Source organism: Arthrobacter sp. S2(2024), assembly GCF_036662515.1.
In the GTDB taxonomy this organism is placed as follows: Bacteria; Actinomycetota; Actinomycetes; order Actinomycetales; family Micrococcaceae; genus Arthrobacter.
The window spans coordinates 443,600-464,371 of sequence record NZ_JAYKZI010000004.1; the positions used below are offsets into that span (position 1 = coordinate 443,600).

The 20,772-nt window shown below is 63.9% G+C and carries 21 protein-coding genes; 12 read left to right on the forward strand and 9 right to left on the reverse strand.

Annotated elements, in window-relative coordinates; translation table 11 throughout:
* Positions 1 to 45 precede the first annotated feature (45 nt).
* From VLA65_RS11500 to VLA65_RS11510, 3 genes are read right to left on the reverse strand one after another with little or no spacing between them, the layout of a single operon-like run.
* Positions 46 to 1,068 (reverse strand): sugar ABC transporter substrate-binding protein, encoded by a 1,023-nt coding sequence (locus tag VLA65_RS11500; protein ID WP_059388412.1) that lies wholly within the window; start codon positions 1,066 to 1,068, stop codon positions 46 to 48.
* 24 nt (positions 1,069 to 1,092) lie between these two features.
* Positions 1,093 to 2,766, reverse strand: a complete 1,674-nt coding sequence (locus VLA65_RS11505) for a hydantoinase B/oxoprolinase family protein (protein WP_332602572.1) — start codon at positions 2,764 to 2,766, stop codon at positions 1,093 to 1,095.
* Positions 2,767 to 2,776: 10 nt separating this feature from the next.
* Positions 2,777 to 4,828 carry a hydantoinase/oxoprolinase family protein gene (locus tag VLA65_RS11510; protein ID WP_284990765.1) on the reverse strand — a complete coding sequence of 684 codons (2,052 nt, stop codon included), beginning with the start codon at positions 4,826 to 4,828 and terminating at the stop codon, positions 2,777 to 2,779.
* A gap of 317 nt (positions 4,829 to 5,145) precedes the next feature.
* Between VLA65_RS11510 and VLA65_RS11515 the strand changes: the two genes are divergently transcribed.
* The gene (locus VLA65_RS11515) at positions 5,146 to 5,577 is read left to right on the forward strand and encodes an SRPBCC domain-containing protein (RefSeq protein ID WP_332602573.1); all 432 of its coding nucleotides are present in this window, start codon (positions 5,146 to 5,148) and stop codon (positions 5,575 to 5,577) included.
* Between the two features lie 9 nt (positions 5,578 to 5,586).
* Here VLA65_RS11515 and VLA65_RS11520 read toward each other — a convergent pair whose 3' ends face one another.
* Entirely contained in the window at positions 5,587 to 6,324 is a 738-nt protein-coding gene (locus tag VLA65_RS11520) for a GAF and ANTAR domain-containing protein (protein WP_059388409.1), read from the reverse strand.
* Positions 6,325 to 7,043: 719 nt separating this feature from the next.
* On the opposite strand from VLA65_RS11520, the gene VLA65_RS11525 reads away from it, so the two are divergent.
* The 6 genes from VLA65_RS11525 to VLA65_RS11550 all read left to right on the forward strand — a co-directional run bounded on the left by VLA65_RS11525 (position 7,044) and on the right by VLA65_RS11550 (position 13,330).
* Positions 7,044 to 7,235: a hypothetical protein gene (locus tag VLA65_RS11525; RefSeq protein WP_332602574.1), complete on the forward strand. Its 192-nt coding sequence runs from the start codon at positions 7,044 to 7,046 to the stop codon at positions 7,233 to 7,235.
* 183 nt (positions 7,236 to 7,418) lie between these two features.
* Positions 7,419 to 8,231, forward strand: a complete 813-nt coding sequence (locus VLA65_RS11530; RefSeq protein ID WP_284990903.1) for a DeoR/GlpR family DNA-binding transcription regulator — start codon at positions 7,419 to 7,421, stop codon at positions 8,229 to 8,231.
* A complete protein-coding gene (locus tag VLA65_RS11535) occupies positions 8,228 to 9,220 on the forward strand; it encodes a 1-phosphofructokinase family hexose kinase (RefSeq protein WP_284990768.1) in 993 nt (330 codons plus the stop codon). The genes VLA65_RS11530 and VLA65_RS11535 overlap by 4 nt, the downstream gene beginning before the upstream one ends.
* A gap of 2 nt (positions 9,221 to 9,222) precedes the next feature.
* Positions 9,223 to 11,274, forward strand: a complete 2,052-nt coding sequence (locus VLA65_RS11540; protein WP_332602575.1) for a PTS fructose transporter subunit IIABC — start codon at positions 9,223 to 9,225, stop codon at positions 11,272 to 11,274.
* Positions 11,275 to 11,308: 34 nt separating this feature from the next.
* Entirely contained in the window at positions 11,309 to 13,018 is a 1,710-nt protein-coding gene (gene ptsP, locus VLA65_RS11545; protein ID WP_332602576.1) for a phosphoenolpyruvate--protein phosphotransferase, read from the forward strand.
* Positions 13,019 to 13,051: 33 nt separating this feature from the next.
* A complete protein-coding gene (locus tag VLA65_RS11550) occupies positions 13,052 to 13,330 on the forward strand; it encodes an HPr family phosphocarrier protein (protein ID WP_059388405.1) in 279 nt (92 codons plus the stop codon).
* 109 nt (positions 13,331 to 13,439) lie between these two features.
* On the opposite strand, the gene VLA65_RS11555 is transcribed toward VLA65_RS11550, so the two are convergent.
* Both VLA65_RS11555 and VLA65_RS11560 read right to left on the reverse strand, forming a co-directional pair.
* Entirely contained in the window at positions 13,440 to 14,393 is a 954-nt protein-coding gene (locus tag VLA65_RS11555; RefSeq protein ID WP_307053866.1) for a DNA topoisomerase IB, read from the reverse strand.
* Positions 14,394 to 14,417: 24 nt separating this feature from the next.
* Positions 14,418 to 14,897 carry a Dps family protein gene (locus VLA65_RS11560; RefSeq protein ID WP_332602577.1) on the reverse strand — a complete coding sequence of 160 codons (480 nt, stop codon included), beginning with the start codon at positions 14,895 to 14,897 and terminating at the stop codon, positions 14,418 to 14,420.
* A 330-nt stretch (positions 14,898 to 15,227) separates the two neighbouring features.
* Here VLA65_RS11560 and VLA65_RS11565 point away from each other — a divergent pair, with 330 nt between their 5' ends.
* The 4 genes from VLA65_RS11565 to VLA65_RS11580 all read left to right on the forward strand — a co-directional run bounded on the left by VLA65_RS11565 (position 15,228) and on the right by VLA65_RS11580 (position 16,460).
* Positions 15,228 to 15,398, forward strand: a complete 171-nt coding sequence (locus VLA65_RS11565; RefSeq protein WP_139359614.1) for a DUF2207 domain-containing protein — start codon at positions 15,228 to 15,230, stop codon at positions 15,396 to 15,398.
* Positions 15,399 to 15,494: 96 nt separating this feature from the next.
* The gene (locus VLA65_RS11570) at positions 15,495 to 15,671 is read left to right on the forward strand and encodes a CsbD family protein (protein ID WP_059388403.1); all 177 of its coding nucleotides are present in this window, start codon (positions 15,495 to 15,497) and stop codon (positions 15,669 to 15,671) included.
* Positions 15,672 to 15,737: 66 nt separating this feature from the next.
* Positions 15,738 to 16,166, forward strand: a complete 429-nt coding sequence (locus tag VLA65_RS11575; protein ID WP_059388402.1) for a hypothetical protein — start codon at positions 15,738 to 15,740, stop codon at positions 16,164 to 16,166.
* 27 nt (positions 16,167 to 16,193) lie between these two features.
* Positions 16,194 to 16,460, forward strand: coding sequence for a DUF7218 family protein (locus tag VLA65_RS11580; RefSeq protein ID WP_284990774.1), 267 nt, complete (start codon positions 16,194 to 16,196; stop codon positions 16,458 to 16,460).
* 83 nt (positions 16,461 to 16,543) lie between these two features.
* Here the strand turns inward: VLA65_RS11580 and ku are convergent, their stop codons facing one another.
* The gene (gene ku, locus VLA65_RS11585; RefSeq protein ID WP_059388401.1) at positions 16,544 to 17,434 is read right to left on the reverse strand and encodes a non-homologous end joining protein Ku; all 891 of its coding nucleotides are present in this window, start codon (positions 17,432 to 17,434) and stop codon (positions 16,544 to 16,546) included.
* Positions 17,435 to 17,472: 38 nt separating this feature from the next.
* Between ku and VLA65_RS11590 the strand changes: the two genes are divergently transcribed.
* Positions 17,473 to 20,022 carry an ATP-dependent DNA ligase gene (locus VLA65_RS11590; protein ID WP_332602578.1) on the forward strand — a complete coding sequence of 850 codons (2,550 nt, stop codon included), beginning with the start codon at positions 17,473 to 17,475 and terminating at the stop codon, positions 20,020 to 20,022.
* Between the two features lie 122 nt (positions 20,023 to 20,144).
* Here VLA65_RS11590 and VLA65_RS11595 read toward each other — a convergent pair whose 3' ends face one another.
* On the reverse strand, positions 20,145 to 20,405 hold the full coding sequence (locus tag VLA65_RS11595) for a hypothetical protein (protein ID WP_284990778.1): 261 nt from the start codon (positions 20,403 to 20,405) through the stop codon (positions 20,145 to 20,147).
* Between the two features lie 72 nt (positions 20,406 to 20,477).
* Entirely contained in the window at positions 20,478 to 20,705 is a 228-nt protein-coding gene (locus VLA65_RS11600) for a hypothetical protein (RefSeq protein WP_059388400.1), read from the reverse strand.
* Between the last annotated feature and the right edge of the window lie 67 nt (positions 20,706 to 20,772).

Below are 20,772 nucleotides of genomic sequence, written 5' to 3' on the forward strand. Positions count from 1 at the left end.
GGATTTCAGCCCCGGCAAGACAGGACCACGAGGGTGATAAGTCGGCTAGTCAGAGTACTTCGAGACGTAGTTCACGGCGTCGAGGGCTTCCTTGGTGCCCTTGGCCTTGTTGGGAGCCAAGCTCGCCTCGTCCACTGCCGTCTCCACCTGCTGTCCCCGGGCCTTGGCAAGGCCGAGTTCCGTGGCCTTGGCGCCGTTCGCCACCACGTCGCTGACGTAGATGGAGAACCATTTACCGGATCGGACGGCCTCGACATTCGAAGTAGATGCACCGTTGCCAATGAACTTGATGTTGCTATTGCCAGCCGCAGCGGCCGCACCCGTGATCGCCTGGGATGCACCGATGACGACATCGACGTCCGGGTTGGCCTGGGAAACGTTCTGGAACGCCTGCCGGCCGCTGTCTTGGGTGTATCCGCCTTCGACACTGGCCACCAGCTTGATCTTCGGATCAGTGGCCAGCTCAGCTTTCACTGCTTCGGTCCGGGCGTTATCCAGCGGCAGGGACTTGAATCCCTCGAGGTAGGCCACCTTGCAGGTGTCTTTGGAGACTTTGGCGCAGGCATCCTTGCCCATTTGGCCGAGCATCTTGCCGTTGCTGGTGGGAAGGTCAACGATGCTGATCGCACCGGGGACCTGGGGCTGGATAGTGTCGAACTTCGGACCGATAACGGAGAACTCGACCACCACCGTTATGCCAGCTTGGACGGCCTGCTGCAGTGGCGCAATGAGGGCCTGGTTGTCGTTCGCCTGGATAACGATCACCTCGAACTGTTTTGAGGTGACCGCGTCCTGGATCTGCTGGACCTGGGTCTGGGCGTTGAAGTTGGGGTCCACGAACGTAGCGCTGGCGTTGTTGGCCTTGGCCGCCTGCTGGACGCCGAGGAAGGTTCCTTGGGCGAAGCCGTTCGACTTGGCGAAGCCGAAGAATCCGACGTTGAGGGGTTTGCCGGCGTCCGCCGTCGAAGCTGGTCCCGCGGCCGCTTGCGTGGGTGGGGTGCAGGCTGACGTCAGGAGCGCTAGCCCGATGAGCGCCGCGGCTGCGGCTGATTTCTTTATGTTTTTCATTGGGTGTCCTTCTGTGGGCGGGGCTTAGTATCCGTAGTGGGTCTTGGCGAAGTCCTCGGTGATGAAGCCGTTGACGATGTCGTAGGTGATCTCGTCCGGGGAGCGCTGGGAGACGTCCCCGAAGCCGCCGCCGCCGCCGACTGCGAGCCGGACGATGTCGCCGGCCTTGACCTTGCGGGCGTTGGCTTTCAGAGTGCGGACCTCATCGCTGCGACCTGGGTTGAACACAACCTCGGGCCCTTGGGCGTCTGAGCCGCCGAACAGTCCCCAGGCCGGGGTCTTGGACCTTTCGAACCAGAGCCCCACGACGCAGTCGGCCAGGAACTCGTATTCACGGATGACTCCGTTTCCGCCGCGCCACTGGCCGGGGCCGCCGGAGTTGGGTCGGATGGAGTATTCGTTGATGCGGAATGGGTAGCGGGTCTCCATCATTTCGATGGGCAGGTCCTTGAGGGAGCCGTTGACGTTGTTGATCATCGCGGACTCGCCGTCGGTGCCTTGCCAGGCTCCCCAACCGCCCAGTGTGGCCTCCATGGTCACGAAGTTCCGGCCGAAGCGAGGATCGAAACCGGCTGCAGTGATGATCATCGAGTCGCCGTGGCTGGCGCTGGCAACCCGCTCGGGCATGGCCGGTGCCATGGCCTTGGAAACCAGGTCGATCAGTAGTCCGAGGTGGGAGAAGTACCACTGGCACGGGGCTGGCGCCACCGCGCCGAGAACTGAACCTGAACGCACCTGGGTGGTCAACGGCCGGAAAGACCCGCCGTTCGAGTTGGAGTCCGGGCTGACAAGGAGCTTGTAGCCGACCCGCAGTGCGGAGACTGCCTGGGCGGCGCCACAGTTGACGGGCCCCATGGTCTGGTCAGCCGATCCGGTTACGTCGAAATCAACGGTGTCGCCAGAGACTGTGATCTTTAGCCTGATCGGAATCGGGGTGTCCAGGTTGATGCCGTCGTTGTCCAGGACGCCTTCGGCTTCGTAGACGCCGTCGGGAATGTTGCGGACGGTCTCGCGCTCGATTTCCTCCGTCTGACGGAAGATCTCATCCCGGGCAGCGTCCAGTTGGTCCATCCCGTAACGGCCCACGAGCTCCTTCATCCGGGTGGTGCCCATCCGAAGGGCGGCGATCATCGCGTGCATGTCACCGATGGTCTGGTAGGGGAAGCGGACATTGGTTCGGATCAGATCCACGACGGAGGTTTCAATGCCTGCCTCGATCAGTTTGACCGGGCCCATCCGGAAGCCCTCCTGGAAGATGTCCGTCGCATCCATGGAACCGCCGACGTCCTTGGAGCCCATGTCCATCCAGTGCGCACGGGTGGCTGCGAAGCCGACCACAGCGCCATCGTCGAAGATCGGGGCAAAAATGGTGACGTCGTTCAGGTGGGTTCCGCCAAGATAGGAATCGTTGAGGATCCAGACGTCCCCTTCCTTCCAGACGTCGCGGCCGTACAGTTCTTCCACCGCGATGGAACAGGTTTCCAGGTTGCCCAAGAACAGTGGCAGCCCAGCGGACTGTCCGAGCACGCGGTGCTCGGTGTCCAGGAGCGCCACGACGCAGTCCCCTCCTTCGTAAAGGATGGGTGAGTAGGCGGAGCGGATGAGGGTGGCGTTCATGTCGTCCGCGGCGCTGGTGAGCGCGTTGCGGATGATCTCCACGGTGACTGGATCCAGGGTCTTGACTGCAGTGATTGTCATTGTTGGTACCTCAGTTTCCTTCGACGTCTTGAGTGCGGATGATCAGTGAGCCGAATTCGTCGACGATGACGTCGAAGCCGGGGGGCACCACGGTTGTGGCGGTCTGTTCCACGATGATGGCGGGGCCTTCGAAGGCATGGCCGGCGGCCAAGTCGTCACGGCGGACCACGGTGGTCTGGTGTTCGATGTGCTCAAACACCACCGGGCGGATTTCATGCTTGAACTCAGCGCTCTGTGCGGTGGCGAAACGTGGCGCATCAAGACGGCCCAGGTCGCCGACGGCCTGCGTCCGTAGCGCCACGATTTCGATGGGCGCCCCGAGGTTGGAATGCCCATAGCGCTCGTGGTACATCGCTGAGAAACGCGAGGCCAACGCGGCAACGAAGTCGGTGGATTCCGGTTCGTCAGCGGAGGCGAGCGGAACGTTCAGGGAGAATTCCTGCGATTGGTAGCGGACATCCACTGATGCATTGGTGAGGCGGCTGTCCTCCGGCACGCCCTCGGAGGCCAGGGAGCTCAGGCCCTCAGACTCCATCGACCGCAGCACGCCGGCCATGTGGGCCACGTCGATATCCTCGTCGAGGTAGAAATACGGCTCCGAGAAGTCCTTGCGGATGTTGGTCTGCAGCATGCCCCAGGCCGAGAACGCTCCGGGGAACCGGGGGACGACTGTTTCCGGGATGCCCAGTTCCTTGGCGAGGAAGACTGCGTGCATGGGACCAGCACCCCCGAATGCCACGAGCGCGAAGTCCCGGGGTTCGATCCCGCGGGAGATCGTGATGGTCCGGATCGCCTGGGCCATCTGGGAGTTGGCGACGTCGCAGATCCCTTCGGCCATGGCAATGGGGTCCAGACCGAGCCGGTCGCCAACCGTTTTCAGGGCGGCGATCGCCGCTTCCCGGTCCAAGGACACCTGTCCGCCTGCGAACCAGTCAGGGTCCACGCGCCCCAGCACCAGGTTGGCGTCGGTGACGGTAGGTTCCGTGCCTCCACGTCCGTAGCAGGCAGGTCCGGGAGTGGCTCCCGCGGAACGCGGGCCGACCCTGAGGCCACCGGCTTCGAGCCAGGCGACCGAGCCGCCGCCAGCGCCCACGGTGTGAATATTGACCACGCTCATGAGCATTGGAAGGCCTTCAAGATGTGCCTCCGTGGAGACGTCGGGCTTGCCGTCGACTACCAATGAGACATCGAAGGACGTTCCGCCCATGTCGACGCCGATCAGGTTGCGGTTTCCCGAAACGCCGGCCAGTTCGACGTCGCCCATGGCGCCCCCGACCGGGCCCGAGAGAAGGGTCTGGAGCGGGCGCTTCCGTGCGGACTCAGCGGTGAGCACCCCGCCGGAGGACTGCATGATGTGCAGCGGGGCTTCCACACCGCGGTCCCCGAGCTTCTTTTCGAGGTCCAGGAGGTAGTTGCGGACCACTGGTCCGGTGTAGGCCTCGACGACGGCGGATGAGGTGCGCTCGTATTCGCGCCATTCCTTCGCGGCCTCGTGGGAAAGCGAAACGGTGAAATCTTCGCCTAGTTCTTCGAGCAGGATTTCCCGGGCCCGAAGTTCGTGAGCGGGGTTCTTGTAGCTGAACAGGAATGCGACGGCGACTGCGCCATAACCTTCGGCCACTGCCCGACGGCCTGCCTGACGGACGGCAACTTCGTCCAATGGCCTGATCTCGAGGCCTTGCCCATCCAGGCGCCCTCCCACACCGATGACATCCTTGCGCTCGAGCAGCGGGGAAGGCTTGCGGTACTGGGCGTTGTAGAGCTCAAGGCGCGGGCCGCGGGCAATGTGATAAGTGTCTTCGACTCCGGCGGTGGCCAGCAGCAGCACCGGTACGCCGCGACGCTCAAGGAAGGCATTCAATCCCTGGGTGGTGCCGTGGACCAGGAACTCGATGTCGGACAGGTCGTCGACAATGGACTCGAGGCCGGCGATGACGCCCGCGCTCAGATTCCCCGGCGTAGTGGATGATTTGGTGGCCGTATAGGTTCCGGCGTGCTGATCGTAAGCGACAATGTCGGTAAACGTTCCACCGATGTCCATGGACACCCTGTAGTTCGGCATGTATGTCTCCTCATGGTTCTGAATGGGAACTCGATGTGTGAGACATCACGCTACGGACCCGGCTTTTCCGGACGTGGGCAAACTGCACGATGCTGCATCTACCCCGAGGGCGAACTGCCTAACGACCATCGAAATCCGACTATCGCCGCAGTTCAGAGCCACAATTCTGAGACGTGCTGCGAGCCTAAGAGAAAACACCCTGAATCTCTTGACGTGACGGAGAGCGCAATTCGGCATCTCTCCGCCGGCCGTCGCTCCCGGGCGTAGACTCTGTTGCGCCGGCGCCCGGACGCCGACCACGTGAAAAGGAGATGGACATGGCAGGCAACTTCATTGCGAGTTCAACCATCACGATCCATGCAAGCGCCGATCGGGTGTGGTCGGTACTCACCGATCCCCAGGCCATCAAGGAGTTCATGTTCGGGACCGAGGTGGTCACCGACTGGACGGTTGGCGGACCTATTGTTTGGCGCGGGGTCTGGAAGGGCAAAGACTATGAGGACAAGGGTGTCATCCTTGAGTTCGAGCCAGGGAAGCGGCTGGTAAACACCCATTTCAGTCCGTTGTCCGACCAAGAAGACACTCCCGGGAACTACCACACGCTGACGTGGACTTTGGAGCCGGAAGGCGGGATGACCAAGCTGACCTTGGCGCAGGACAACAACGCCAGCGCGGAAGAAGCGTCGCATTCGAAGGGCATGTGGGACAGCCTCGTGGAGAGCGTCAAAAATATCGCGGAGCGCAGCTAGCGGGGCCCTCTATGCGTCGAAGTGTGAGACGGGCGTTTCGTTCGTCAAGGACTGGAGAAGGGATTCCGCAACGTCCCTCAGTTTCTGGTTCCTGCCGTTCGAGGCCTTACTTAGAATCCTGAAGGCCTCCTCCTGGCTGCACCTGTTCTGGCCCATGATGACGCCGGTTGCCAGATCGATGGCGGTCCGGGAACGCATGGCCTGCTCGAGGTCCTCTGCGCGTTGCTGCCTGGCACCGATTCGGACCGCCAGCCGCAGAGCCTTTTCTGCCTGGCTCGCGAATTGCTCGCAACTGCGGATGGAGGCCTCGTCGAAGGCATCGGAGTGCGGAGCGAAAAGGTTGATCGCCGCCGTCGCGCCCTCTTCCAGGCGCAAGGGGACGCAGAGCACCGCCAAGTGCCCGCGCTCTGCGATCGTGGAACAGTATTCAGGCCACCGGGAGTCCGTCGACGTATCCCGGACGAGCACGGACTTCCCGGTTCTCATCGCCTCGAGGCATGGCCCGTCTCCATAGGCTTGCTGCACTTCGTCAATAAGGCGCGCTTCGTGGCTGCTCCCCGCGACCGTCATCGATCGGCGGCGCCGGCTCAACGTGACCCCGCACAGGACGTCCTGGCCGCGCGCAGCGGACACCGACGAGGCCGTGAACACCGCAAGGTCTTCGAGGAAGCCGCTGACGTCTTCACTGTCGATGACCAAATCCTGGAGTTGTCCCACTACCGAGGCATTCAGGCCCATTTCGTCCATGGCTCAGTCTACGAGCAGCAGGGCGGCAATGGCAGAAAAAGGCGCACGATGCAGCGTCCACCAACTGGACAAACGTTCCGCCGGTCTTGCGCGCCGGGGGTACAGAGTGCACAATTCTTCTACAGTCCGTGCAGAACTCCGGACAGGGGCCGAGCCTTCGGCCTGTTTTCGCTCAAGCAGCCGGGCGCCATGTCACTCAATGTGAAGGTGCTGCCTGATGAGCAAATGCCTGTTACCGGCGCGGAGCTAGTCGATGTCGACCGTCTCCGAATCCGCCGTCCCCCACGAACCACATCAGCCTGGGGCTGCCCCCCTTTGGTGTGCCCGTTGCGGAACGGACAGGCACCTGATCATCGAGTCCATCCAGGCCCGGTCTCCAAGGTCTTCCCAACAGCTTGCCGTGTTCTACACGTGCACTTCCTGCGGGTTTTCCTATAGCCACGCGGCCACCGTCCAGCAGGCGGGGGCCATCCTGAATCGTCGGGGGATTCAGGATGGCCTCCTGGAGTTCGGAAGCCACTATTTCCATTGCAGCGAACCACTCCGTGAGGTGAAAACCGCGCTGCGAAGCTTCAGGGCACCGCAGACGGGCGTGCCCCGATCGCGCAGCTCTCCCCCGGAAGCCCGGCTCCACACCAAGGTCTTGAGATGCAGTTGCGGGTTCGAGCTGGAAATACCTGCTTAGCCAACAACGTGCAGCATTACCCGAAGGAAACACCATGAAGCTTGAAAGTACACAGCAGCGCCGGCCCGAAGACGACTCCGGGCAAGATTCCGATCGACTGGACCAAAAGAGGAACAAGAACCGGCACGAACCGGATTCCCCTACCCAGTCCCGCTTGCCCGATCCCCCAGACCCGGACAACCTCCCCATCGACTACCCGGGCCTAGGGGAGATCGAGTGGCCATAGGGCGGCCTCCGGTCCGGCGTTAGCACCCAAACCACACCTCAACAAACCCAAACCAAAGCAAAGATCTTTGTTTATGTTGTTTTCTGTTGACAGACCAACATGAACAAAGATAGAGTCAAGCAATTCCACATCATGTGATGACTGTCACTGGTGTACTTACAGCTTGTACGCAATGGAGGGTATGTGTTCGCCGAGGAGCGCCAACAGCTGATCTCCGAGCTCGTCGCCGAGCGTGGGCGGGTCAGCGTCACGGACCTTGCAGACCGATTCAGCATCACCACAGAGACGGTCCGCCGTGACCTCGCTGCCCTCGAATCCGCCGGCAACCTTCGCCGCGTCCACGGCGGGGCCGTCCCGTCGGACCGCCTCAGCACCCGCGAGGAAAGCGTGGTTGAGCGGGCCATCCAGCGCCAGCCGGAAAAGGTCCGCATCGCCGAGGCCGCCCTTGCCCTCATCCCCGAGAACGGAGCCGGCAGCATCCTGATCGATGCCGGCTCCACCACGGAAGCGCTCGCCCGTTTACTCGACCAGCGGACCGCCCAGCGCACGGCGTCCCTGAACGGGAACGCCCCGCGTGAAGAACTGGTGGTTATCACCCACGCCATCCCCATTGCCGGACGGCTTTCCGGCAACCCGCACATCGCACTCCAGATCCTGGGCGGCCGCGTCCGCGGTCTCACCCAGGCCGCCGTCGGCCAGTCCACGGTCGAGGCCGCTTCCCGGCTCCGCCCGGACATCGCTTTCGTCGGCGCCAACGGTATCCACGCCACGTTCGGGCTCAGCACCCCTGACCCCGAAGAAGCCGCCGTCAAGGCCGCCTTCGTCACGTCCGCACGGCGCGTCGTCGTCCTCGCGGACTCCTCCAAACTGGACGCGGAAACCCTCGTCCAGTTCGCCGCCCTAAAAGATGTGGACACCGTGATTACTGACCACGAACCCTCTGAAGAGCTCTCTGCCGCGTTGGCTGAGGCCGGCGTCGACGTGGTGATCGCATGATCGTCACCCTGACCGCCAACCCGAGCTTGGACCGCACCGTGGAGCTCCCGGCCCCCTTGGCCCGCGGCGAGGTTCAACGCGCCGTCGCCGTCCACCAGCACTCCGGCGGCAAGGGCGTCAATGTCTCCCGGGCGCTTGTCGCCTCGGGCCTGGACACCGTTGCTGTCTTGCCGGGCGGGGATTCCGATCCCGTCCTCGCCGGACTGCTCGACGACGGCGTCCCCTACGCGGCGCTTCCCATCAGCGCGCCGCTGCGGAGCAATGTGACGCTCACCGAACCGGACGGCGTCACCACCAAGATCAACGAACCCGGCCCGGAGTTGAGCCTGGACGAGCAGGAAGCCCTGATCGGGCTGCTGCTGGACCGCTCCCGTGGCGCCAGCTGGGTGGTACTCGCCGGATCGCTCCCACCAGGAGTTCCGGCGGATTTCTACGCCACGGTCGCCCGCAGGCTCCGTTCAACGCACGACGGCGACGCCCCGCTTATCGCAATCGATTCCTCCGGCGCCCCGCTGGCAGCCGCCATCAGTGGCGATTCCAACGGCATCAGCGGCAAGCCCGATCTCCTGAAGCCCAACGCGGAAGAACTGGCCGAACTGGCCGCCGCAGCAGGCCTCACAGACGTCCACACGGCTGACGAACTGGAAGCGGACCCGGGCCTTGCCGCCAGGGCCGCTGCCGCCGTCGTCGCCAGCGGTGTGGGTGCAGTACTCGCAACACTCGGTTCCAAGGGCGCCGTCCTGGTAACCGCCGACGGCGCGTGGTTCGCCACGCATCCGCCGATCCAAGCCGTCAGCACAGTTGGTGCCGGCGATTCATCCCTTGCTGGCTATCTGCTGGCCGCCACCAACGGCGGAACCTCGCAGGACTGCCTCCGTCAGGCTGTGGCACATGGTGCCGCCGCTGCTTCGCTGCCGGGCTCCACTGTCCCGGCGGTCCACCAAACAACTCCCGACGCCGTTACCATCACGGCCCTTCAGAAGGACTAACAGTGACCCAGCTCATCACCCCCCAACTGGTCGCCCTCGACCAGAACCTCGGCGATTCCCCCGCCGATGTCATCCGCTTCCTGGCAGGCAAAGTTGCCGCAGCCGGGCGCGCCTCCGAGGTTGAAGGGCTCTTCGCGGACGCCTTCGCCCGCGAGCAAAAGACTGCCACGGGCGTACCCGGCGGCATCGCCATCCCGCACTGCCGCTCAATCGCAGTAACCGAGCCCGCCCTTGCGATGGCCCGCCTCTCGAACAAGGTGGACTTCGGTGCCAAGGATGGCCCCGCGGACATCATCTTCTTCATCGCTGCTCCGGAAGGAGCGGACCAGGAGCACCTGAAGTTGCTCTCCAAGCTGGCCCGTTCCCTCATCAAGAAGGACTTCACTGCGGCCCTGCGTGCGGCTGCCACCGAGCAGGACATCGTCGATCTGGTTGACGGCGCACTGGCAGACAAGCCGGCTGCCCATACGGCAGGGTCGGCGGCACAGGCCACCGAGGCCGCCCCGGCTTCGGCGAGTGCCGCTTCTGCCGCGGCCCCGAAGCGCATCGTCGCCGTCACGGCCTGCCCCACTGGCATCGCCCACACCTACATGGCAGCCGATTCCCTCGTGGCCGCTGCCAAGGAAGCGGGCGTCGACCTGCAGGTTGAAACCCAAGGCTCGGGCGGATTCACCGCGTTGGACCCGGCTGTGATTGCCGCTGCTGACGCCGTGATCTTCGCGGTCGACGTCGATGTCCGCGGCAAGGAACGCTTCGCGGGCAAGCCCGTCATCAACGCTCCCGTGAAGCGCGGCATTGACGAGCCGGCCAAGATGGTGCAAGAAGCCCTCGCCGCCGCATCCGACCCACATGCACACCGCGTCCCGCATTTCGGTGCCGAAGAGAGCGCCGAACAGGCATCCGCAGCTGCAAGCGAGCACCTCGGCACCAAGGTCAAGAAGGTCCTGCTGACCGGCGTCAGCTACATGATCCCGTTCGTCGCCGGTGGCGGCCTGCTGATAGCCCTCGGCTTCCTGTTGGGCAGCTACGAAATCGCCGGAGTTGCGGACAAGATCCTTGCCGCGAACACCCTCGTCAACCTGCCCACCGATTACCCGGTCCATGCATGGGGTCCGTTCGGCGCCTACCTCGGAGCCGTGCTGTTCAAGATCGGCGCGTTGTCCCTCGGCTTCCTCGTCCCTGCCCTGGCTGGCTACATCGCCTACGGCATCGCGGACCGGCCTGGTATCGCCCCGGGCTTCGTCTCCGGTGCTGTCGCCGGCTACATGGGCGCCGGCTTCCTCGGTGGCCTGGTAGGTGGCCTGCTCGCTGGCCTCACGGCACACTGGATCGGCACGTTCTCCGTTCCACGCTGGTTGCGCGGCCTCATGCCCGTGGTCATCATCCCGCTCGTCGCCTCGATCGTCGCTTCGGGCGCCATGTTCCTCTTCCTCGGCGGCCCGATCGCGGCCATCTCCAAGGGCCTCAGCACCTGGCTTTCCGGGATGACCGGTACTTCGGCGATCGTGCTTGGCATCATCCTTGGCCTCATGATGTGCTTCGACCTGGGCGGTCCGGTCAACAAGGTTGCGTACTCCTTCGCCGTAGCCGGCCTCGGCGCCGGCAGCCTCGCCAACCCGGCCCCGCTCCAGATCATGGCTGCCGTCATGGCCGCCGGGATGGTGCCGCCGCTCGCCATGGCATTGGCAACCGTGCTCAACAAGAAGGGCTTCAGCCTCGCCGAGCGCGAGAATGGCAAGGCCGCCTGGCTGCTGGGTGCTTCCTTCATCTCTGAAGGCGCCATCCCGTTCGCCGCTGCCGACCCGCTCCGCGTGATCCCCGCAAGCATGGTGGGTGGCGCCGTGACCGGTGCGCTGAGCATGGCCTTCGGAGTTACCTCCCAGGCACCCCACGGTGGCATCTTCGTCTTCTTCGCTATCGGCAACGTGTTCATGTTCATCGCATCGATCGCAGTCGGCGTAGTCGTCACCGCCCTGGTCCTGCTCGCGCTCAAGCGTTGGGCGGTCCGGAAGCCGGTCGAGGCAGAGCAGGCTCCTGTTCCCGTCGCGGCCTGAACAACCCGCCAATAAGCAAGTAGAGGACTATTCCATGCAGACCTTTTCAGGTGTAGGCGTTGCCCCGGGGCGTGTTCTGGGGCCGGTCCGGCAGATGCCGAAGCCGGTGCAAGAGCCCCGTGAGAACGTCAATATTCCTGCGGACGTTACCGTCGAATCGCAGGCCCAGCGCATCAAGGATGCCGCCAAGGCCGTGCAGGCGGAACTCCGTGCCCGGGCCGCGACGGCGTCCAGCGAAGGCAAAGAGGTCCTGGAAGCAACAGCCCTGATGGCCGCCGATCCCATGCTGGTGAAATCGGCCATCAGGCTCCTCTCCCCCGAGGCTCCGGGCGGCGCACGCACCGCCGAACGGGCCATCTGGGAGGCCGCTGCAACGGTTGCAGACTCGTTGAAGGCCCTTGGCGGCTACATGGCAGAACGCGTGGCCGACGTCCTGGACGTCCGCGCCCGCATCGTCTCTGAACTGCGCGGTTTGCCCGCGCCGGGCATCCCGGCGTCCGACGTTCCGTTCATCCTGGCCGCCGAAGACCTCGCCCCGGCAGACACCGCCACCCTTGACCCCGCCAAGGTGATCGCCCTGATCACCTCCAGCGGCGGCCCCCAGTCCCACACCGCCATCCTGGCCCGCGCCCTCGGCCTGCCCGCGATCGTCGCCGCCCCGGGTGTCGACGAGCTCGGGGACGGCACGGAGGTCTACCTCGACGGCGCTGCCGGCACCATCACGGTTGACCCTGGTGAGGAACTCCGCCTTGCGGCCAAGGCTTGGGCCACCCAGGCGTCCACCGTTGCCGCGTTCAGCGGGAGCAACGTCATGGCCGACGGGTTCCGGGTTCCGCTGCTCGCCAACGTCGGTACGGGTGCCGACGCCGTCAAGGCCGCCGACGCCGGTGCCGAGGGCGTCGGTCTGCTGCGCACCGAATTCTGTTTCCTGGATCGCGACGACGAACCCACCGTCGAGGAGCAGATCGCCGCCTACGGCGCCGTCTTCGCTGCTTTCCCGGGCAAGAAAGTGGTGGTCCGAACCCTCGACGCAGGGGCAGACAAGCCCCTGCCGTTCCTCACCAACGCGGACGAGCCCAACCCTGCGCTGGGTGTCCGCGGGTACCGCACCGACCTCACGTCCCCCGGCGTCCTCGAACGCCAACTGGCGGCAATCGCGGCAGCAGAGGCCGCCAACCAGGCCGAAGTGTGGGTCATGGCTCCCATGATCTCCACGGCCGAGGAAGCAGCGCATTTCGCTGCACTCTGCTCCGCCGCCGGATTGAAAACCCCGGGCGTCATGGTCGAAGTCCCGTCGGCTGCCTTGACCGCAGCCTCCGTGCTGCGCGAAGTCAGCTTCGCCTCGCTCGGAACCAACGACCTTACCCAGTACGCCATGGCCGCGGACCGCCAACTCGGCCCTCTCGCCACTCTCAACGACCCCTGGCAGCCGGCCGTGCTTCAGCTCGTGAAGTTGACCGCCGACGGCGCCGCTGCCGCCAGCTCGGGCGGCAACCTCCGGCCGGTGGGAGTATGCGGCGAGGCAGCCGCGGACCCCGCCCTCGCCGTCGTACTCGTTGGACTGGGCGTCGCGACGCTTTCCATGAGCGCCCGCGCCCTGGCTGCCGTTTCCGCTGTCCTGGCAACCGTCACCGTGGCGCAGGCCCAACAGCTCGCGACGACGGCGCTGTCCGCCCCGAGTGCATCCGCCGCGCGCCAAGCCGTTCGCGCCCAGCTGCCTATCCTGGACGAGTTGGGTCTCTAGACTTTCCCCAAGCCCACAATCGAAGGAGCAACAATGTCCGAACGTACCGCCACCATCGCCAGCCGCGTCGGCCTGCACGCACGCCCGGCAGCCATCTTCGCCGAAGCCGCCGGCGAGCTGGACATCGAGGTCACCATCGCCCGCGAAGGCGAGCCCGCCGACGACGCCATGGATGCCGCGAGCATCCTCTCCCTGATGAGCCTCGGAGCTTCATTCGGCGACGTCGTTGTCCTGCGCGCCGAAGGTGCCGGGGCCGACGAAGCCCTGGACCGCCTCGTGAAGATCCTCGAAACGGACCACGACGCCGAGTAACCCCCCTGAGCATGCTCTCCCTTGGCACTCGGGGATGGACATATTCCTCATCTGTCCATCCCTCGTAGCCAACGGGGAGCATGCTCTTTTGTTTTTCAGGGCAAATTATTCAAGGCAGTGACCCCAAGTAGGCCGCGATATCCGACTCGCTGGCCTTGAGCTGTTCGAGATCACCCGCCAGGAAACCCTCCACGATCCGAGGATCGACGTAGGCTGCCCTCGCCACCGTTGGCGTGTTGCCGAGAAGTTCGGCGGTTTGCTTGATTGCTTCGAGGACTCGTTTGCGGGCAGGCACTTTTGAAGCCGGGCCTGCGAGCGCCATTCCGGCCGCTGCAGTGCCTTTCCACGTGCGGAAGTCCTTGGCCGTGTAGTCGCCGCCGGTGATGTGGCGAAGGTACTCGTTGACCATCGCGGCATTCAGGGAGACGCTTCCCTCACCATTCTGGAAGACCAGTAGGGGCTCCTTGCCTGGCCTGCCTGCCAAGGGTCCGAGGAATCGGGCGAGCACCGGGTCCTCGATGGTGGAATCCCAGGTTTGGCCGCTTTTCCCCGGGAAATGCAGGGAGACCGTTTCCCCGTTGACCTTCACGTGTCTGCACCTCAGCGTGGTGAGCCCGTATGAGCCGTTGCGGCGCGCGTAGCCATCGGAACCAACGCGCAAGGCACCGAGATCCATGAGCCGTACGGCCGCGGCCAAGGTTTTAGTCTTCTCGGAAGGTGACTCCCGCAGATGCCTGGAGACCAGGCGGCGCGCCTGCGGCAGGATGGACCCAAGCCGCGCGGCCCGGGCGAACTTTTCAGTATCCTGGCGGGCACGCCACTCAGGATGGTAGATGTATTGGCTACGTCCGGCGTCGTCCACTCCCATTGCCTGGATATGCCCGTTCTCGAACGGACATATCCAGACATCGGCCCATGCAGGAGGTATCGCCATCGCGTCGAGGCGTTTGCGCTCCCCGCCCGAAATAAGCGATCCGTCCGGGTGGTAGTAGCTGAATCCGCGGCCGGACCTTCGCCGGGAAATGCCCGGAGTGCCCGGTTTACTGCGGCGGAGCCGTGGCATGCACTGACGCCGTTCGCCGGGTTCCTAGGCTTCCTGTGGATCTGCCACGGACGCACTGGCCGACATGATCTCGGCACTGATCATCCAAGCGAGCTGCTCCAAACGGGCAATGAACGCGTGGAGCAGGTCCGCCGTCGTGGGGTCTTCTTCGTCTACTTCGTCGTGGACATCACGCATGGTCTGGACCGTCCGCTCCAGGCGATCGGTGATCAGCTTCACGGCGTCCTTGGTTTTGGTCAATCCAGCGGGGAATTGCTCCAGCCTTGTTGAGGCGGCGATGGTGGTGCTCCGGCCATCGGGAAGGGCATGGAGCGCCCGCATCCTTTCGGCGGTTTCGTCGGCGAACTCCCGGGCGGCTGCGACGAGTTCGTCGAGCTGCAGGTGCAAGTCCCGGAAATTAGGGCCAACAATGTTCCAATGGGCCTGTTTTCCTTGGAGCTGGAGTTCAATGAGATCCGTCAGGACCAACTGGAGGTTACCTGCCAGGGTTTGCGATGCTTTCACGTTTTCTCCTCCTAAACGACCGTCCGATGCGAGCGCAGGAAACCTGCGCTCGACCTTCCGTTTAGCCTACGACGATATCCAAAAATCTTTGTAAGCGTACTTAGTACTTGATTTGATAAGGGTGCTTAGTAGTACCATGGAGGAAGTCGATGCCGGTTCTTACCGGACGAAAACCCTGAAAATCCGGGGCGGTATCACTACAGCAAGACCTTGCACGGGGCCTTCGGGCCTGGCGGGGAACAACGGTTCGCAAGCGAACTGACAACCGAATACATCGCAAGGGACCCGGGCGCTTGCCAGCGGTCCCGCTGAAGTAAGGAATGTGTCATTGTGAACACTCTTCTGATCATTGCAGGCGTTGTGGCAATCGTTCTTCTGCTCGTCGGCGGCTTCTCGCAGGCCGTGAGCTGGCTCCTTTGGGTCGGCGTGGTCCTCCTGATTGTCGCGGCCATCGGCTGGCTCCTTAGCTTCATGTCCGGCCGCAGGTCACACGGAGTTTGACCGGCAACTGCAGTGAGGACGCCTGGCCCTGTCGGCCAGGCCCCACACCGTTTGGCGAATCGAAGAAAGTCCCTTTACCAGCAAAGGAGTACGTCCATGGGTGCAGATGACAAGATCCAGAACGCCGGAGAAAAGCTTGCAGGCAAATCCAAGGAAGCGGCTGGAAAGCTGACGGGTAACGAGAGACTCGAAGCCGAAGGCAAGATGGATCAGAGCAAGAGCGACCTGAAATCGGCCGGTGAAAAGGTCAAGGACGCTTTCAAGAAGGATTAAATCCGCTCGAAGTGCGGCTTCCGCCTCGCGCGGGAGCCGCACTTCCTGGTTCAAGGAGTTAAGTCGATGCCGACTATCTCTGACCCGCTTGTTCCCAACGGCGCGCCCCTCCCCAAAGGGGAACGAATCTGGTGCGGCCATTGCGGCACCGCCGAGTACGTGATTCTCGATTCCATCGAGCCCCTGAAGCCACCGTCGGCAGAGTTCGTGGATGTCGCCTACACCTGCGTGGAATGCGATATGTTCTACGCGCATGCCGCAACATTCCAGGACGTCGCCGCCATCCTGAACCAGCGAGGCACGGTGTCAGGTGTGCTGCAATTCGGCGGCGAATACATCCACTGCGGCGAACCCATGAAGATCTCAGGAACCGGATTCCACAGCGTGTATGCACCGGTGTCCACCGAAGACCCCGCCGTCGACCTTCTCGACGTGTACCTGGCCACAAAGGTGCTGCAATGCCGCTGCGGGTTCCGGATGGAGCTTCCGTCCTAGCCCGGATCCTGACCAAAGGAGGATCGCATGCCAAACAAGAAGAATCCCAGCCTCAAGGATCCGGAACTCTACGAAAGCCTTCGTGAGGATGGCGCCTCGAAGGAAAAGGCCGCGAGGATCTCGAATGCCGCTGCCAAGGAGGGCCGCAAGGAAATCGGCCGGCGCGGCGGCACCTCGGGCGACTATGAAGACTGGACTGTGCCCCAATTGAAGTCCCGGGCGAAGGAACTGGGGCTCACAGGGTACTCAAGCAAGAAGAAATCCGAGCTGATCTCTGCGTTGCGAAACCACTAGGCCATCCATGGGACATGTGCCTTGCTCCGGCGCAGGCCACTGGGAGCATGCCCAGCGTTCACGAAGCGCACGACGGCGGCGCGTCAGGCTTTCTTGACCCTCGCCCTCGGCTTGCTGGCCGCCTTGGCTGTGGCGCCGTCGTCGGACCCTTCAGCGGAGGACTCGTCGGACGAGCCGGCAGACGCTTTGCCGCGCTTCTTGTCGAGACTCCGTTTGAGGGCTTCCATGAGGTCGATGACCTCGCCACCTTCCCCTTCGCTGGCTGCCACACCGAACGTCTCCTCGGTGTCGATGGAGTCGCCCTTTTCGAGTTTGGCCGCGATGAGTTGGCGCAATTGAACTTGGTAGTTGTCGGTGTATTGCTCGGGCTCGAAGTCGCGCGCCATGGAATCCACCAGGGCCGAGGACATCTCAAGTTCCTTGTCCGAGATCTTGACGTCGGTTTCCAGCGAAGGGAAGTTTGCTTCGCGGACTTCGTCGTCCCAGAGCAGGGATTGCAGCATCAGCACATCGCCCCGTACCCGCAGTGCGCCCAGCCTGGTCTTCTGCCGGAGGGCGTACTGCACAATGGCCACGCGTTCGGTGTCCTGCAAAGTGCGCAGAAGAAGCATGTAGGCCTTGGGCGACTTGGAATCCGGCTCGAGATAATAGGGCCGCTCGTACATGATGGGGTCCAACTGCTCAGCTGGAACGAACTCCACAACCTCGATTTCGCGGCTGCTCTCCGCAGGCAGCGACTTCAAATCGGCCGCCGACAGCACCACGGTGCGGCCTTCCTCTTCGTAGGCCTTGTCGATATCCTCGTAATCCACAACAGAGGCGCAGATTTCGCACTTCCGCTGGTAACGGATTCGGCCCCCGTCCTTGTTGTGGACCTGGTGGAGACTGACATCGTGGTCCTCGGTGGCGCTGTAGAGCTTGACGGGTACGTTGACCAGCCCGAACGCGATAGAACCCTTCCATATGGCCCTCATGCACTAAGTGAACATCACAACACGGCGGAGGTGAAGAGGTGGCAACCAGCCAGAAGGAACGCGTCAACGTTGAAGGCCATGAACTGACGCTCACCAACCTGGGCAAAATCATCTACCCGGAGACTGGCACCACCAAGGCCGAAGTGCTCGAATACTATGCCGCCGTTGCCCCGTTCCTGATCCCGGCTGCCGCCAACCGGCCCGCCACACGGAAGCGCTGGGTCCACGGAGTAGGGACCACGTCGGATCCCGGGCCTATGTTCTTCCAGAAGAACCTGGACGACTCCACGCCGTCATGGGTTCCCCGGGTCACCATCCAGCACAGGGAACACAGCAACGTTTATCCGCTCGTCAACAACCTCGCCACGCTCACCTGGCTGGCCCAGATTGCAGCCTTGGAAATCCACGTGCCGCAATGGCAAGTGGACGCCGACGGGACCATGCTGCCGCCGGACCGCCTTGTCCTGGACCTCGACCCCGGTCCCGGCACCGGCCTTTCCGAATGCGTCGAAGTCGCCAAGTTGGCCCGCAGCATCCTGCAGGACATCGGCCTCGATCCGGTTCCTGTGACGAGCGGCAGCAAAGGGATCCATCTCTACGCCGGACTGGATGGCACCCGCAAATGGGAGCAGGTCTCCGCGTTCGCGCACGAATTGGCGCGCTCGCTTGAGGCCGACCATCCGGACCTCGTGGTCAGCGACATGAAGAAAACCCTGCGCAACGGCAAGGTGCTGGTGGATTGGAGCCAGAACAGCGGGAACAAGACCACCATCGTGCCGTACTCCCTCCGCGGTCGGGCCCACCCCATGGTCGCCGCCCCGAGGACGTGGCGCGAACTCGCATCGCCCAAGCTCGAGCATCTGGACTTCACGGCCGTCATGGCGCGCGTCAAAGAGGGAAAGGACCCCTTCGCCGCGGTGGCGGGCGGGCACGCCACTTCGCACTCGAACGGCGGTTCCAGAACCAAGAACGACGACGGCGGCCCGCCCCACTCGCACCGCGCGGGCACCGGCGCGGCCGGCGTCAGCACCGCCGTCGGGGGCGCGGCCTTGAACCCTCGGCTGGCCAGCTACGTGGACAAGCGCGATCCGCAGCGGACCCCCGAACCGTTTCCCGCCGTCGAGCACCAAGCCGGTTCGCGCCCCCTCCAGTCCGACGCGGAACCCAACCCGCCCGGCGGAATTTTCGTCATCCAGGAGCACCATGCCCGCCGTTTCCACCTGGATTTCCGGCTGGAGCACAACGGCGTCCTGGCGTCGTGGGCCTTGCCGCGGGGCGTGCCCGACACTCCGGACAAGAACCACCTCGCGGTGCGCACGGAGGACCACCCGATGGAGTATGCGCAATTCGCGGGCATCATTCCGAAGGGCGAATACGGTGCCGGGACGGTCAGCATCTGGGACAGCGGCGAGTTCGAGTGCGAAAAATGGCGCGACGGCAAGGAAGTCATCGCTACCCTCACCGGAAAGCCCGGCGGCGGATTGCACGGGACCCGCCGCTTCGCGCTCATCCACACCGGGGAGTCGCCGTCGCAATGGCTGATCCACCTGATGAAGGACAAACCGGGCCATCGGACGGTGCTGTTGCCTGACTCCCGGCCCCAACCGATCGGGACCCCCAGCTACGCGCCCATGCTCGCAACCTCCGGGACAACCGCCGATGTCTCCTCCGGCGACTGGCTGTTTGAGCTCAAGTGGGACGGTTTCCGGGCGATCGTTTCAGGCTCGGGCGGCAAGATCAGGTTGACCAGCCGCTCGGGGATCGACATGACACCCACCTACCCCGAACTGGCGGATCCGCGCTATTGGCCTGACCACGACTTCGTGGCAGATGGCGAAATCGTCGCACTCAGCAAGAACGGCCGGCCCAGCTTCGAGCTGCTCCAGAAGCGGATGAACCTCTTCAAGCCCGGCGACGTCGAACGTGCCCGGGCCGCGGTCCCCGTGCAGCTCATGGTGTTCGATCTCCTGTACGACGCCGGGTCCCAAGGCGGTGCCGACCTCACGTCCCTGCCGCTCAGCGAGCGCCGGGAAAAGCTGGCGGAGTTCCGCGCCAAGCTGCCGGCCCAGGGCTCCCCTATCCATGTGTCCGAGATCCTGGAACATGACCTCGACGACATCCTGGCCAGCGCCGGCGAGCTTGGCTTGGAGGGCGTCATGGCCAAGCGCGCGGATAGCCGGTACCAGCCGGGGCGGCGCAGCAGGTCCTGGATCAAGCTCAAGTTGGAACGCACGCAGGAAGTGGTGGTGGGTGGCTGGCGGCCCGGCTCCGGGACGAGGCTGGGGACCATTGGCGCGTTGCTGGTGGGGATTCCCGACGGCGACAAGCTGCGCTACGCGGGCCGGGTGGGCACAGGGTTCAAGGACTGGCAACTGCGCGACATCCTGAAGCGCCTGCAAGGTCTCGATCGCCCGGACTCTCCCTTCCACGACATCCCGGCCGAGGACGCCGCCACGGCGCACTGGGTTTCCCCCGAGCTCGTGGGAGAGGTGACGTTCGGCGATTGGACCGGCACCGAGAGAATGCGCCATCCCGTCTGGCGGGGCTGGCGCCCCGACAAGTCTCCCGACGACGTCGAGCGCGCATAACCCAGGCCCGCACGCTTACGCCTCCCGCACGTAACTCAGCCCAACTAACTGGCAGCAGATGTCGTTATGAGGGCTCAGAACGACATTAAGTGCGAGTCAGTTGGGCTGAGGAGGGTGGGTTCCTAGGAGGAGTGCGGCATCTGCGGACGGCTGGTGCGGTGGACCGCGGTGACTGCCGCCTGCTGGCCTACGCGGCCGTGGCTTGCGCCGCGGTCCTTGGGGTGCTTGGCCTTGCCGCTGACGTCCGGCCAGGCCGGTCCTTGGGTCGAGCCGAGGGCCATGGCCACCGTTGCCGGGGCTGGCATGGGCGCTTTATCCATGGACTCGACCAAGTGGCTGGCCACCTCGGAGTTGATTTGTTGCTCAACGTGCTTCGCAGCCATTGTTCTTCCTTTCTGCATTGAAACGAAGGGATTTTCCATACTAGGTGGGAGCGGTCCGCTTGTCTGCAGGATCTACCAGCGGACTTTCTTCTCGGACTTGGCCAGCTTGCCACTCGCCTGAGTGGGTTTGTGTCCTTTTCCGGTGCTTTGCCAGCCGTTCCCTGCCCCGCCACGGGACTTGCTGGCTAGCATCTCCTTCTGGGCGTCAGTCAGTTTCGATCTGACACCGGCAGCCGGGGCGACGGTTTCCTGCGCTTCTGGTTCCTGCCCGGCGTCGGTTTCGGGTGTGTTCGGTGTCATGCAGCGGACTCCTTAAAGCTCTTGATGTGCCGGAGGAGGTATCGGGACGCGACGTCCGCTGCGAGAC